This is a genomic window from Kitasatospora sp. MBT66 (assembly GCF_000710405.2).
Taxonomy (GTDB): Bacteria; Actinomycetota; Actinomycetes; order Streptomycetales; family Streptomycetaceae; genus Kitasatospora; species Kitasatospora purpeofusca.
In genome coordinates this window covers 552,666-565,319 of record NZ_JAIY01000006.1, presented here as the reverse complement: position 1 = coordinate 565,319, position 12,654 = coordinate 552,666, and the positions used below count along the sequence as shown (strand labels likewise).

General features: G+C 71.2%; 13 protein-coding genes. 10 read left to right on the top strand and 3 right to left on the bottom strand.

Annotation, left to right across the window (positions count from 1 at the left end; translation table 11 throughout):
- Window positions 1–42: 42 nt before the first annotated feature.
- Window positions 43–1,029 carry a heme A synthase gene (locus tag BI06_RS15040; protein WP_037780471.1) on the bottom strand — a complete coding sequence of 329 codons (987 nt, stop codon included), beginning with the start codon at window positions 1,027–1,029 and terminating at the stop codon, window positions 43–45.
- Between the two features lie 251 nt (window positions 1,030–1,280).
- Here BI06_RS15040 and BI06_RS15035 point away from each other — a divergent pair, with 251 nt between their 5' ends.
- Together BI06_RS15035 and BI06_RS49495 are read left to right on the top strand one after the other, a co-directional pair.
- Window positions 1,281–2,687, top strand: coding sequence for a choice-of-anchor A family protein (locus BI06_RS15035; protein ID WP_043468568.1), 1,407 nt, complete (start codon window positions 1,281–1,283; stop codon window positions 2,685–2,687).
- Window positions 2,688–3,030: 343 nt separating this feature from the next.
- Window positions 3,031–3,780: an LAETG motif-containing sortase-dependent surface protein gene (locus BI06_RS49495; protein WP_037780468.1), complete on the top strand. Its 750-nt coding sequence runs from the start codon at window positions 3,031–3,033 to the stop codon at window positions 3,778–3,780.
- Window positions 3,781–3,874: 94 nt separating this feature from the next.
- On the opposite strand, the gene BI06_RS15025 is transcribed toward BI06_RS49495, so the two are convergent.
- Both BI06_RS15025 and BI06_RS15020 read right to left on the bottom strand, forming a co-directional pair.
- Window positions 3,875–4,594 carry an ABC transporter permease gene (locus tag BI06_RS15025; RefSeq protein ID WP_051741328.1) on the bottom strand — a complete coding sequence of 240 codons (720 nt, stop codon included), beginning with the start codon at window positions 4,592–4,594 and terminating at the stop codon, window positions 3,875–3,877.
- A 41-nt stretch (window positions 4,595–4,635) separates the two neighbouring features.
- A complete protein-coding gene (locus tag BI06_RS15020; protein ID WP_030394952.1) occupies window positions 4,636–5,562 on the bottom strand; it encodes an ABC transporter ATP-binding protein in 927 nt (308 codons plus the stop codon).
- A gap of 164 nt (window positions 5,563–5,726) precedes the next feature.
- Here BI06_RS15020 and BI06_RS15015 point away from each other — a divergent pair, with 164 nt between their 5' ends.
- From BI06_RS15015 to BI06_RS14980, 8 genes are read left to right on the top strand one after another with little or no spacing between them, the layout of a single operon-like run.
- A complete protein-coding gene (locus tag BI06_RS15015) occupies window positions 5,727–6,572 on the top strand; it encodes a metalloregulator ArsR/SmtB family transcription factor (RefSeq protein ID WP_051741072.1) in 846 nt (281 codons plus the stop codon).
- Between the two features lie 9 nt (window positions 6,573–6,581).
- Window positions 6,582–7,997 (top strand): Fe-S cluster assembly protein SufB, encoded by a 1,416-nt coding sequence (sufB, locus tag BI06_RS15010; RefSeq protein ID WP_030394950.1) that lies wholly within the window; start codon window positions 6,582–6,584, stop codon window positions 7,995–7,997.
- A gap of 60 nt (window positions 7,998–8,057) precedes the next feature.
- Window positions 8,058–9,290 (top strand): Fe-S cluster assembly protein SufD, encoded by a 1,233-nt coding sequence (gene sufD / locus BI06_RS15005; RefSeq protein ID WP_030394949.1) that lies wholly within the window; start codon window positions 8,058–8,060, stop codon window positions 9,288–9,290.
- A gap of 5 nt (window positions 9,291–9,295) precedes the next feature.
- Entirely contained in the window at window positions 9,296–9,613 is a 318-nt protein-coding gene (locus tag BI06_RS15000; RefSeq protein ID WP_030394948.1) for a bifunctional 3-phenylpropionate/cinnamic acid dioxygenase ferredoxin subunit, read from the top strand.
- Window positions 9,614–9,619: 6 nt separating this feature from the next.
- Window positions 9,620–10,384: a Fe-S cluster assembly ATPase SufC gene (sufC, locus tag BI06_RS14995; protein WP_030394947.1), complete on the top strand. Its 765-nt coding sequence runs from the start codon at window positions 9,620–9,622 to the stop codon at window positions 10,382–10,384.
- 26 nt (window positions 10,385–10,410) lie between these two features.
- A complete protein-coding gene (locus BI06_RS14990) occupies window positions 10,411–11,658 on the top strand; it encodes a cysteine desulfurase (protein ID WP_030394946.1) in 1,248 nt (415 codons plus the stop codon).
- Window positions 11,659–11,675: 17 nt separating this feature from the next.
- Window positions 11,676–12,125, top strand: coding sequence for a Fe-S cluster assembly sulfur transfer protein SufU (gene sufU / locus BI06_RS14985; protein WP_030394945.1), 450 nt, complete (start codon window positions 11,676–11,678; stop codon window positions 12,123–12,125).
- A gap of 23 nt (window positions 12,126–12,148) precedes the next feature.
- A complete protein-coding gene (locus tag BI06_RS14980) occupies window positions 12,149–12,526 on the top strand; it encodes a metal-sulfur cluster assembly factor (protein ID WP_082558492.1) in 378 nt (125 codons plus the stop codon).
- Window positions 12,527–12,654: the final 128 nt, after the last annotated feature.

The following is a 12,654-nucleotide window of genomic DNA, read 5'->3' as shown; positions in this document are numbered from 1 at the left end:
GCTGCGTGTGACGTGGCCCGAGAGGTGCCGGGGGTGCCGGGGTCAGGCGGTCGCGGGCTCGGGGGTGCGGGCGGGCGGTGCGTCCTGGGCCGGGGCGTCCTCGCGGGCGCGCAGGGCGAGCGGGATGCGCAGGGCGGCGATCCAGATCAGGGTGGCGCCCAGCATGTGCAGGCCGACCAGCAGCTCCGGGACGTCGGTGAAGTACTGGACGAAGCCGATCACGCCCTGGAGCAGCAGGCCGACCAGCAGCTCGCGGGCGCGGGCCCGGGCGGCCGGCGGGGCCTTGACGGCGGCGAACACGAAGACCACCGCGATCGAGAGGCCGATCGAGAGGAAGGCCAGGTCGGCGTGGGCCTGGGCGAGGCGGTCGTAGTCCAGCGGGATCCGCGGGACCATCTTGTTGTCCTTGGGCGTCCCGGGGTGGTGGCCGGCGCCGGTGACCAGGGTGCCGGCGGCCACCAGCAGGCCGATCACGCCGACCAGGGCGTAGGAGAGCCGCTTGATCGGCTCGGCCACCAGCGGCCGGGCCGGGCCGTCCCCCTCCTTGGACCGCTCCCACATCAGGGTCGCGACCCAGACCAGGGCCATCGCGGCGATCAGGTGCAGTGCCACCGTGTACGGGTTGAGGCCGGTCAGCACGGTGATGCCGCCGAGCACGGCGTTGCTCATCACCAGCCAGAACTGGGCCCAGCCGAGCTTGGTCAGGCCACGCCGCCGGGGCCGCGCGCAGCGCGCGGCGACGATCGCCCAGCCGACGGCGGCGCTCAGTACATAGGTGAGCATCCGGTTGGTGAACTCCACGACGCCGTGGAAGCCCATCTCGGCGGTCGGGGTGAGGCTCTCGTCGGTGCAGCGCGGCCAGGTGGTGCAGCCGAGGCCGGAGGCGGTGAGGCGGACGGCACCGCCGGTGACGACGATCACCACGCTCATCACCAGCGCGGCGAACGCGGCGCGCTTGACCATGGCGGCGGAGGGCTGCCAGCGCTCGGCGAGCAGGGAGAAGGGGGTGGTGTTAGGCACGGCGTCCATGGTATGCGGCCTTACAGCCGATCTTGGGGCGGGGGCGGGCGTGGGGGCGGCGCGCATCCGTGGGCGGCCTTGGGTGCCCGGTGTCGACTTGGCGGCAAATCCATCAAGGGCATGACGGGGCAAAGCGGATCATTCGGTCAATGCAGTCATTGGTCTTGACCAATTGCCTACATGGCCGAAAGAGTGCGGTTTGGTCCATACCTTTTTCCGGACCCCTCCCACACCCCCGCACGCAAGCGGAGATCCTGCACATGCGCATATCCGTTCCCGCCGCAGCGCTCGCGCTCGGCGGATCCTTCGTTCTGGCCGGGCTCGTCGCCCCGGCCGCCGCCCAGGCCGCCCCGACCCAGTGCCTGAACCTCGGGGTCGCCAACCTCTACGGGGAGTTCGTCGAGGGTGACGACACCCATACGCCGGACGCCGAGGGTGCGGTGGCGGTCGGCGGCAACGCCGACTTCACCGGCGGCTTCTCGGTCGGCCAGGAGCTGACCCCCGAGCAGGTCAAGGCGCTGCCGGGCGGCAACGCCCTGGTCGTCGCCGGCAAGCTGACCGGCCACAACACCCAGGTGATGAAGGGCAACGGCGTCTACGGCTCCAAGGCCGAGGGCGCCGTGATCCAGGCCCACCAGGGCACGGTCGGCCAGGGCAAGTCGCCGATCGACTTCGCCGCCGAGTTCGCCCGGGTCCGCGCCGTGTCCACCACCCTGGCCGGCACGCCGCAGACCGCCGGCGCCACGGTCGAGGCCAAGGGCAAGGAGCTCTACCTCACCAGCGGCGACGCCGCCTTCAACAGCTTCACCGTCTCCGCCGCCGCGCTCCAGGGCGCCACCGGGATCTTCGTGAAGGTGCCGGCCGGCTCGGTCACCGTGGTCACCGTCACCGGCGACTCCTACGACATGGCGGCCGCGAAGACCACCGGCTTCTTCCTCTGGGACGAGGGCAAGAAGGCCTACGTCCTGGACGACAAGCTGCAGAGCGCGCACGGCGGGGCGATCCGCTCCAAGCTGCTCTGGAACTTCCCGACCGCCACCAAGGTGGTCAAGAACAGCCAGGCCGCCTGGTCCGGCACCGTGCTGGCGCCGAACGCGGCGTTCGACCTCGGTTCGGCGGCCCCGGTGAACGGCTCGGTCATCGTCAAGTCGCTGACCGGCAAGGGCGGTGCGGAGACGCACCACTACCCCTTCACCGGCTGCCTGCCGACCACGCCGCCCACCACCCCGCCGACGACGCCGCCCACGACGCCGAGCACCCCGCCCACCACGCCGCCGGTGGTGCCGCCGACCGGTACGCCGTCGGCGAGCGTCACCCCGAGCACGCCGGGCTCCACCGGGACCCCGAGCACGCCGCCGACCACCCCCGGCACGACCGGCACCCCGGCGCCCTCGGTGACCCCGGGCGCCTCGGGCAGCCCGTCCGTCCCGGCCACCGCCAGGCCGAGCGCGAGCGGGTCGGCGAGCCCGTCCGCGAGCGCCTCCGCCTCGGCTGCCGTGCCGGGCGCCTCGGCGAGCCCGTCGGCCGGTGCCGTCACCGAGGGCGGCCTCGCCCACACCGGCTCCGGCCCGGTCGTGCCGCTGACGATCGCCGGTGGCCTGGCCCTCGCCGCCGGTGGCGCGCTGGTCGTGGTCGCGCGTCGGCGCAAGGCGGCCGGCCGGGTCTGACCCGTGCGACCCGTGGCGGTCCGCTCCGTACCGGTTGAAGGGGCATGACCCGTTTTGCTCCTTCAGGCACCCCTGGTGATCGAAAATGATCACCAGGGGTGCAGTCTTTCGGCCACCCTGACCGTGTCCATTCGGGTCGGTGGCAGCGCCATTGCCCGAGCTGACGGGCCTGCGCGGGCGCCGAAGCACATCCGGATGTCACCGGAAAGTCGAAATCCGGACGTGCAGCGGGGTGTGGAGCGGTAGGGGGCTGCCGGTAGAGTCCCCCGGACAGTCGTAGCGGGCCCACCGCTGTTCCACTCAATGCGCCTGCTGCACAAGACCGTTCGGAGGGAACTACGAAATGGCGCGACAGCGGCGGCAGATAGGCATCGGCAGTGCGGCGATCGCGGGAACGGCCGTGGCGGCCGTCCTGCTGCCGGTGGCGCTGGCGACCAGTGCCTCGGCCCACGTCCCGACCTGGCAGGTCACCTGCGACAAGATCGTGATCGACCTCGCCAACTACAGCGACAAGGCGGGCGTCAAGAACGCCGTCAGCCTGACCGTCGACGGCGAGAAGGTGCTGGACCAGAAGGAGTTCGGCAAGACCTTCAAGCAGACCTTCCCGGTGAAGGACCACAGCGCGCCGATCAAGGCCACGCTGGTGGTGACCACCACCGAGGACCCGAAGAACGCGGACTGGAACAAGACGGAGACGAAGACGATCGAGGTCTGCGCGACCCCGACGCCCACTCCGACCCCCACCCCGACCGTCACCCCGACGCCGACCCCGACGGCGACGGTGACGCCCACCCCGACTCCCACCGCGACGGTGACGCCGACGCCGAGCCCCACCGCGACGGTGACGCCGACCCCGCCCCCGGTCACCCCGACCGTGACGCCGAGCCGGCCGGCCACGCCGACGGCCACCCCGTCGACCGCCGCGCCCGTCCCGCCGAAGACCTCCTCGCCGACCCCGGCCGGCCCGGCGCTGGCCGCGACCGGTAGCAGCGACGCCACCCCGGTCATCGCGGCCGTCGGCGGCGGTGTCGTGCTCCTCGGCGGCGCGCTCGTCCTGCTCGCCCGCCGTCGTCGCGGCGGCGACCAGGGCTGAGCTGCGGCGCCTCGCGCACCGAGGCGGTAGCAACGCCGACGGCCCCCCGGTCCTGATGGACCGGGGGGCCGTCGTGTCGTGTCACGCGGCCGGGCTACTCCCAGCGGAAGAAGCGCGCGGCGGCGGCGAGGCCGAGCACGGCCCAGCCGCCCAGCAGGCCGAGGTCGGCCCACGGCACCCCGGCGCCGTCCTGGAGCACCGAGCGCAGACCGTCCGACAGCGCGGCGATCGGCAGCAGCTCCAGGACGGACTGCGCCGCCGCCGGGAACTTCGACAGCGGCACGACCACCCCGCCCGCGAGCAGCAGCAGCACGAAGACCAGGTTGGCGGCCGCCAGCGTCGCCTCCGCCTTCAGCGTGCCGGCCATCAGCAGGCCGAGCCCGGAGAAGGCGGCGGTGCCGAGCACCAGCAGGGCGGTTACGGTCAAGGGGTTGCCCTGCGGCGACCAGCCGAGGGCCAGCGCGATCACCGACAGCAGCGCCACCTGGAGCGCCTCGGTGACCAGGACGCAGCCGGTCTTGGCGGTCAGCAGCGCCCAGCGCGGCAGCGGGCTGGCGCCCAGCCGCTTCAGCACGCCGTAGCGGCGCTCGAAGCCGGTGGCGATGGCCTGCCCGGTGAAGGCCGTCGACATCACGGCCAGCGCGAGCAGTCCCGGCGCGAGGAAGTCGACCCGCTTGCCGGGCCCCTCGACGGCGACGATGTCCACCGCGGAGAAGAGCACCAGCAGCACGGTCGGGATGACCACGGTGAGCAGCAGCTGCTCGCCGTTGCGCAGCAGCATCCGGGTCTCGAACGCCGTCTGGGCCAGCAGCATCCGGCCGACCGGCGCCGCTCCGGGACGGGGGGAGTAGTCGGTCACGAGCGCAGGTCCCGTCCGGTCAGGTCGAGGAAGACGTCTTCGAGGCTGCGGCGCTGCACCGCGAGCCGCTCCGGGAGGATGCCGGTGGCCGCGCACCAGGCGGTGACGGCGGCGAGCAGCTGGGGGTCGACCGGCGCCTCGATGCGGTAGCTCCCGGGGGAGGGCTCGGCGGCGGTGGCGCCCTCGGGCAGCTCCTTGAGCAGGGTGGTGAGGTCGAGCCCGGGCGGGCCGTCGAAGCGCACGCTCGACTCGGCGCCGCCGCGGCACAGCTCCTCCGGGGTGCCGCCGGCGATCACCCGGCCCCGGTCGACGATCGCGACCCGGTCGGCGAGCTGCTCGGCCTCGTCCATGTGGTGGGTGGTGACGACCACGGTGACGCCGTCCCGGCGCAGGTCGCGGACCAGCTCCCAGGTGGCGCGGCGGGCCTGCGGGTCGAGTCCGGCGGTGGGCTCGTCCAGGAAGACCAGTTCGGGGCGGCCGACCACGGCCATCGCCAGGGCGAGCCGCTGCTGCTGGCCGCCGGAGAGGCGGCGGTAGGTGGTGCGGCCGCAGGAGCCCAGGCCGAGCCGTTCGACCAGCGCGTCGACGTCCAGCGGGTCGGCGTGCAGCTTCGCGGTGTGCCGGAGCATCTCGACGGCGCGGGCGCCCGCGTACACGCCGCCGGACTGGAGCATCACGCCGATCCGGGGGCGCAGCTCGGCGTTCTGCGCGACCGGGTCGAGGCCGAGCACCCGGACGGTGCCGGCGTCGGGGCGGCGGTAGCCCTCGCAGGTCTCGACGGTGGTGGTCTTCCCGGCGCCGTTCGGGCCGAGGACGGCGGTGACGGTGCCCCGGTCGATGCGCAGGTCGAGACCGTCCACCGCGGTCTTCTCGCCGTAGCGCTTGACCAGCCCGGTGATCTGGACCGCGGGTTCGGATTGCATGCCTGTGAGTCTAAGAGGGGCCAACGGATGGCCCCGACACCGGGTTTGGTGATCATTTCCGCAGGTCAGGTAAGGCTAACCTGCGTGACAGATGCCACGGGTGAGGCCTGGGTCACGGCTTGTCCTGTCGGAAGGAATTACGCAACACTGGTGTTGTGAAAAACATGCGCGAGCACTCCACGCAGCAGGAGGCCGAGTCGGCCCCCGGCTGCGCCGTGCCCGCGACGGCGGCAGAGGTGCTGCTGGACGGCCACCGGGCCACCCGGGACCGGGTCGCCCGGTCGATCCTGGACCACGGTCCCTCCTCCGCCGCCGACCTGGCGAGCCGGCTCGGTCTGACCACCGCGGCCGTCCGCCGTCACCTGGACGGCCTGACCGCCGCCGGCCTGGTCGAGTCCCGCGAGCAGCGGGTCTACGGCAGCCGCGGCCGGGGCCGTCCGGCCAAGGTCTTCGCCCTGACCGACGGTGGTCGCGACGCCTTCTACCAGGCGTACGACCAGCTCGCCGCCGACGCCCTGCGCTGGATCTCCGACGCGGTCGGCGGCGGCAAGGCCGGGGAGGAGGCGGTCGCCGCCTTCGCCCGGGCCCGGTTCGGCCGGCAGGCGGAGAAGTACGGCGAGGCCCTCAGCTCCGCCGGAGCGGGCGAGCGCACCGAGGCACTGGCCCAGGCGCTCAGTGCCGACGGGTACGCTGCCACGGTGCGGCGGGTCCCGTCTGCCGCGGCCCAGGCCCCGGCGGGCGCGCAGCTCTGCCAGCACCACTGCCCGGTCGCGCACATCGCCGAGCAGTTCCCGCAGCTCTGCGAGGCGGAGACCGAGGTCTTCTCCCAGTTGCTGGGCACCCATGTGCAACGGCTGGCCACCATCGCCCACGGCGACGGGGTCTGCACGACCTATGTGCCGGCACCCGGTGCCGCATCGTCGCCCGCCCTGCGCTCCGCCGCGGGCCGGGACACCGATGCCGCGCCGACTGCCGGTACGTCCACCGATGATTCAGCGTCCGCGCGTTAGGAAGCTCGCATGACTGACACCGTTTCGCACCCCGAGCTCGACGGCCTGGGCAACTACGAGTACGGCTGGGCCGACCCGGACGTCGCCGGCGCCGGGGCCAAGCGTGGGCTCAGCGAGGACGTGGTCCGCGACATCTCGGCGAAGAAGAACGAGTCCGAGTGGATGCTGAACCTGCGTCTCAAGGGCCTGAAGCTGTTCGGCAAGAAGCCCATGCCGACCTGGGGCTCCGACCTCTCCGGCATCGACTTCGACAACATCAAGTACTTCGTCCGCTCCACCGAGAAGCAGGCCGAGTCCTGGGAGGACCTGCCCGCGGACATCAAGGCCACCTACGACAAGCTGGGCATCCCGGAGGCGGAGAAGCAGCGCCTGGTCGCCGGTGTCGCCGCCCAGTACGAGTCCGAGGTCGTCTACCACCAGATCCGCGAGGACCTGGAGGAGCAGGGTGTCATCTTCCTGGACACCGACACCGCGCTCAAGGAGCACCCGGAGCTCTTCCACGAGTACTTCGGCACCGTCATCCCGACCGGTGACAACAAGTTCGCCGCGCTGAACACGGCCGTGTGGTCCGGCGGCTCCTTCATCTACGTGCCGAAGGGTGTCCACGTCGACATCCCGCTCCAGGCCTACTTCCGGATCAACACCGAGAACATGGGCCAGTTCGAGCGGACGCTGATCATCGTCGACGAGGACGCCTACGTCCACTACGTCGAGGGCTGCACCGCGCCGATCTACTCCTCGGACTCGCTGCACTCGGCGGTCGTGGAGATCATCGTCAAGAAGGGCGGCCGCTGCCGCTACACGACCATCCAGAACTGGTCGAACAACGTCTACAACCTGGTCACCAAGCGCGCCGTGGCGTACGAGGGCGCGACCATGGAGTGGGTCGACGGCAACATCGGCTCCAAGGTCACCATGAAGTACCCGGCCGTCTACCTGATGGGCGAGCACGCCAAGGGCGAGACCCTGTCGATCGCCTTCGCCGGCGAGGGGCAGCACCAGGACGCCGGCGCCAAGATGGTCCACATGGCGCCGAACACCTCCTCCAACATCGTCTCCAAGTCGGTGGCGCGCGGCGGCGGCCGGACCTCCTACCGGGGTCTGATCGAGATCGGCGAGGGCTCCAAGGGCGCCAAGTCCAACGTGCTCTGCGACGCGCTGCTGGTCGACACCATCTCCCGCTCGGACACCTACCCCTACGTGGACGTCCGCGAGGACGACGTGTCCATGGGCCACGAGGCGACCGTCTCCAAGGTCAGCGAGGACCAGCTCTTCTACCTGATGAGCCGCGGCATGACCGAGTTCGAGGCCATGGCGATGATCGTCCGCGGCTTCGTCGAGCCGATCGCGCGCGAGCTGCCGATGGAGTACGCGCTGGAGCTGAACCGGCTGATCGAGCTGCAGATGGAGGGCTCCGTCGGCTGACCCGCCGGCCGCCCGCCGTCCATCGACACTTTTTTGAGGAAGAGAGCACAACGAACAGCCATGGCTGACGTCCAGAACAACTCCGGCTCCACCACCGCCGGTTCGATCGAGGTCGGCACCGCCGGTGCCGGCGCCCAGCTCGCCGGTCCCGGCACCGGTCGGGACAGTGTCCGGCAGCCGATCGACGCGCGCGTCGCGGTCGCGCCGTCCTTCGACGTCGCGGACTTCCCGGTGCCCACCGGCCGCGAGGAGGACTGGCGGTTCACCCCGCTGCACCGCCTCGGCGGCCTGCACGACGGCACCGCCGCGACCGCCGACAAGGGCGAGGACAAGGTCGAGCTGAGCCTGCCCGAGGGGGTCACCGCCGAGACCGTCGGCCGTGACGACGCCCGCCTCGGCAAGGCCGGCAAGCCGGTCGACCGGGTCGCCGCGCAGGCGTTCAGCGCCTTCGAGCAGGCGCTCGTGGTCACCGTCCCCAAGGAGACGGTCATCACCGAACCGGTGCGGATCGACGTGCACGGCGAGGGCGGCACCCGCTTCGCGCACGTGGTCGTCGACGTCAAGCCGTTCGCCGAGGCCGTCGTGGTGATCAACCACACCGGCACCGGCACCCGGGCCGCCAACGTCGAGCTGCTGGTCGGCGACGGCGCCAAGCTGACCTTCGTCTCGGTCCAGGACTGGGAGCGCGACGCGGTCCACGTCGCCCAGCAGACCGCGCTGGTCGGCCGCGACGCCTCGCTGAAGTCCGTCGTCGTCACCTTCGGCGGCGACGTGGTCCGGATCCACCCGCGGGTCAACTACGCCGCCCCCGGTGGCGAGGCCGAGCTGCTCGGCCTCTACTTCGCCGACGCCGGCCAGCACCTCGAGCACCGTCTGGTCATCGACCACGACACCCCGCACTGCCGCTCCAACGTCGTCTACAAGGGCGCGCTGCAGGGCCAGGACGCGCACGCGGTGTGGATCGGCGACGTGCTGATCCGCGCCGCCGCCGAGGGCACCGACACCTACGAGCTCAACCGCAACCTGGTGCTCACCGACGGCGCCCGGGTCGACTCGGTGCCGAACCTGGAGATCGAGACCGGCGAGATCGTCGGCGCCGGCCACGCCTCCGCCACCGGCCGCTTCGACGACGAGCAGCTCTTCTACCTGCGCTCGCGCGGCATCCCGGCCGACGAGGCCCGCCGCCTGGTGGTGCGCGGCTTCTTCGCCGAACTGGTCCAGCAGATCGGCGTCGCCGAGATCCAGGACCACCTCATGGAGAAGATCGAGGCCGAGCTGGAAGCGGCGGTCTGACACCCATGAGCTTCCTTCGCGCCTGTGCGCTGAGCGAACTGGCTGAGGACGTGCCCAAGCGCGTCGACCTCAACGGCGTACCGGTCGCCGTCGTCCGCACCGACGAGGGGGTGTTCGCGGTCAACGACATCTGCTCGCACGCGAACGTCTCGCTGTCCGAGGGCGAGGTCGAGGACTGCATGATCGAGTGCTGGCTGCACGGCTCCAGCTTCGACCTGCGCACCGGCAAGCCCTCCGGCCTGCCCGCCACCCGGCCGGTCGCTGTCTACCCCGTAAAGATCGAAGGGGACGATGTGCTCGTCTCCGTCAACCAGGAGTCCTGAGTACACATGGCTACCCTTGAAATCCGCGACCTGCACGTCTCCGTCGAGGCCGAGAACGGTCCCCGGGAGATCCTGAAGGGCGTCGACCTGACCGTGAAGCAGGGCGAGACCCACGCCATCATGGGTCCGAACGGCTCCGGCAAGTCCACCCTGGCCTACTCCCTGGCCGGTCACCCCAAGTACACCGTCACCGGCGGCTCGGTGCTGCTGGACGGCGAGGACGTCCTGGAGATGTCCGTCGACGAGCGCGCCCGGGCCGGCGTCTTCCTGGCCATGCAGTACCCGGTCGAGGTCCCCGGCGTCTCGGTCTCCAACTTCCTGCGCACCGCCGCCACCGCAGTCCGCGGCGAGGCCCCCAAGCTGCGGCTGTGGGTGAAGGAGGTCAAGGAGGCGATGGCCGCCCTCCAGATGGACCCGGCCTTCGCCGAGCGCAACGTCAACGAGGGCTTCTCCGGCGGCGAGAAGAAGCGCCACGAGATCCTCCAGCTGGAGCTGCTCAAGCCCAAGGTCGCGATCCTCGACGAGACCGACTCCGGCCTGGACGTCGACGCGCTGCGGGTCGTCTCCGAGGGCATCAACCGGGTCCGTTCCACCGGGGAGGTGGGCACCCTCCTGGTCACCCACTACACCCGCATCCTGCGGTACATCAAGCCCGACCACGTCCACGTCTTCGCGGGCGGCCGCATCGTCGAGTCCGGCGGTGCCGAGCTGGCCGACAAGCTGGAGGCGGAGGGCTACGAGGCCTATGTGAAGGGTGGCGCGTCCGAGTGACCTCTTCCACGCACGAGTCGGCGGTCCTGTCGGGCCTGCTCGACACCGACGCGATCCGCAAGGACTTCCCGGTCCTGCAGCGGCTGCTGCACGACGGCAAGCCGCTGGTCTACCTGGACAACGCGGCCACCTCGCAGAAGCCCCGCCAGGTGCTCGACGCCCTGAACGCCTACTACGAGCGGCACAACGCCAACGTCCACCGCGGCGTGCACGTGCTCGCCGAGGAGGCCACGGCGCTGTACGAGGGCGCCCGGGACAAGGTCGCGGCTTTCGTCAACGCGCCGAGCCGCAACGAGGTGGTGTTCACCAAGAACGCCTCCGAGTCGCTCAACCTGGTCGCCAACATGCTGACCTGGGCGGACGAGCCGTACCGGGTGGACGCCGAGTCCGAGATCGTCATCACGGAGATGGAGCACCACTCCAACATCGTCCCGTGGCAGCTGCTCTCGCAGCGCACCGGCGCGAAGCTGAAGTGGTTCGGGCTGACCGACGAGGGCCGGCTCGACCTGTCCAACATCGACGAGCTGATCACCGAGAAGACCAAGGTGGTCTCCTTCACCCTGGTCTCCAACCTGCTCGGCACCGTCAACCCGGTCGAAGCCATCGTGCGCAAGGCCCAGTCGGTCGGCGCGCTGGTCGTGATCGACGCCTCGCAGGCCGCGCCGCACATGGTGCTGGACGTCCAGGCGCTGGAGGCCGACTTCGTCGCCTTCACCGGCCACAAGATGCTGGCGCCGACCGGCATCGGCGTGCTCTGGGGCCGCCAGGAGCTGCTGGAGGACCTCCCGCCGTTCCTCGGCGGCGGCGAGATGATCGAGACCGTCACCATGGGCTCGTCCACCTACGCCCCGGCGCCGCACAAGTTCGAGGCCGGCACCCCGCCGATCGCCCAGGCGGTCGGGCTGGGCGCGGCCGTCGACTACCTGACCGGCATCGGCATGGAGCGGATCGCCGCCCACGAGCACGCCATCACCGAGTACGCGCTCGAGCGGCTGCTGGAGGTCCCGGACCTGCGGATCATCGGCCCGCGCACGGCCGTCGACCGCGGTGCGGCGATCTCGTTCACGCTGGGCGACATCCACCCGCACGACGTGGGCCAGGTGCTGGACGAGCAGGGCATCGCCGTGCGCGTCGGCCACCACTGCGCGCGGCCGGTCTGCCTGCGGTACGGAATTCCTGCGACCACGCGGGCGTCGTTCTACCTGTACTCGACGCCGGGCGAGGTCGACGCGCTCGTGGAGGGCCTCCACCACGTCCGGAACTTCTTCGGCTGAGGACGGGGCACGCGACCATGAAGCTCGACTCGATGTACCAGGACATCATCCTGGACCACTACCGCAACCCGCACGGCAAGGGGCTGCGGGACGGTGACGCCGAGGTGCACCACGTCAACCCGACGTGCGGCGACGAGATCACCCTGCGGGTGAAGCTCGACGGCTCCACCGTTGTCGACGTCTCCTACGAGTCCCAGGGCTGCTCGATCAGCCAGGCCAGCGCCTCGGTGCTGAACGACCTGGTGGTCGGCAAGACCGTGGGCGAGGCCCAGGCGGTCCAGGAGGCCTTCCTGGAGCTGATGCAGAGCAAGGGCCAGGGCGAGGGCGACGAGGAGGTGCTGGAGGACGCGGTCGCGTTCGCCGGCGTCTCCAAGTACCCGGCCCGGGTCAAGTGCGCCCTGCTCAGCTGGATGGCCTGGAAGGACGCCACCGCCAAGGCCCTCGCCGAGCACCCCGCCACCGACTGACACCGCAGAGGAGGACACCCGCCATGACCGAAGAGACCACCTCCCCCGCAGAGGAGACCGCCCCGGCCGGCCCGGTCGGCACCAGCGCCGGCACCGTCGCCGTCGAGGACCTCGTCGAGGCCCTGATGGACGTCGTCGACCCCGAACTGGGCATCGACGTCGTCAACCTGGGCCTGATCTACGGCGTCCACATCGACGACGCCGATGTGGCCACCATCGACATGACCCTCACCTCGGCGGCCTGCCCGCTGACGGACGTGATCGAGGACCAGGCCAGGACCGCCACCGACGGCCTGGTCAAGGACCTGCGGATCAACTGGGTCTGGATGCCGCCGTGGGGCCCCGACAAGATCACTGACGAGGGCCGCGACCAGCTCCGCGCCCTGGGCTTCAACGTCTGACCCGACCTGGGCCGTTCGTCGACCTGCCTGCCGCTGCCGCGCGAACCGCAAGGTTCGGGCGGCAGCGGCGTTTTCGCGGTGCACCCGTGTGTGGTCCCGGTCGTTGAGCACCTCTACCGCCGTTCCCC

What these genes read in the sequence shown, in the direction of transcription:
- BI06_RS15040 (WP_037780471.1), bottom strand. Translation starts at nt 1,029, where the DNA reads ATGGACGCCGTGCCTAACACCACCCCCTTCTCCCTGCTCGCCGAGCGC.
- BI06_RS15035 (WP_043468568.1), top strand. Translation starts at nt 1,281, where the DNA reads ATGCGCATATCCGTTCCCGCCGCAGCGCTCGCGCTCGGCGGATCCTTC.
- BI06_RS49495 (WP_037780468.1), top strand. Translation starts at nt 3,031, where the DNA reads ATGGCGCGACAGCGGCGGCAGATAGGCATCGGCAGTGCGGCGATCGCG.
- BI06_RS15025 (WP_051741328.1), bottom strand. Translation starts at nt 4,594, where the DNA reads ATGCTGCTGGCCCAGACGGCGTTCGAGACCCGGATGCTGCTGCGCAAC.
- BI06_RS15020 (WP_030394952.1), bottom strand. Translation starts at nt 5,562, where the DNA reads ATGCAATCCGAACCCGCGGTCCAGATCACCGGGCTGGTCAAGCGCTAC.
- BI06_RS15015 (WP_051741072.1), top strand. Translation starts at nt 5,727, where the DNA reads ATGCGCGAGCACTCCACGCAGCAGGAGGCCGAGTCGGCCCCCGGCTGC.
- sufB (WP_030394950.1), top strand. Translation starts at nt 6,582, where the DNA reads ATGACTGACACCGTTTCGCACCCCGAGCTCGACGGCCTGGGCAACTAC.
- sufD (WP_030394949.1), top strand. Translation starts at nt 8,058, where the DNA reads ATGGCTGACGTCCAGAACAACTCCGGCTCCACCACCGCCGGTTCGATC.
- BI06_RS15000 (WP_030394948.1), top strand. Translation starts at nt 9,296, where the DNA reads ATGAGCTTCCTTCGCGCCTGTGCGCTGAGCGAACTGGCTGAGGACGTG.
- sufC (WP_030394947.1), top strand. Translation starts at nt 9,620, where the DNA reads ATGGCTACCCTTGAAATCCGCGACCTGCACGTCTCCGTCGAGGCCGAG.
- sufU (WP_030394945.1), top strand. Translation starts at nt 11,676, where the DNA reads ATGAAGCTCGACTCGATGTACCAGGACATCATCCTGGACCACTACCGC.
- BI06_RS14980 (WP_082558492.1), top strand. Translation starts at nt 12,149, where the DNA reads ATGACCGAAGAGACCACCTCCCCCGCAGAGGAGACCGCCCCGGCCGGC.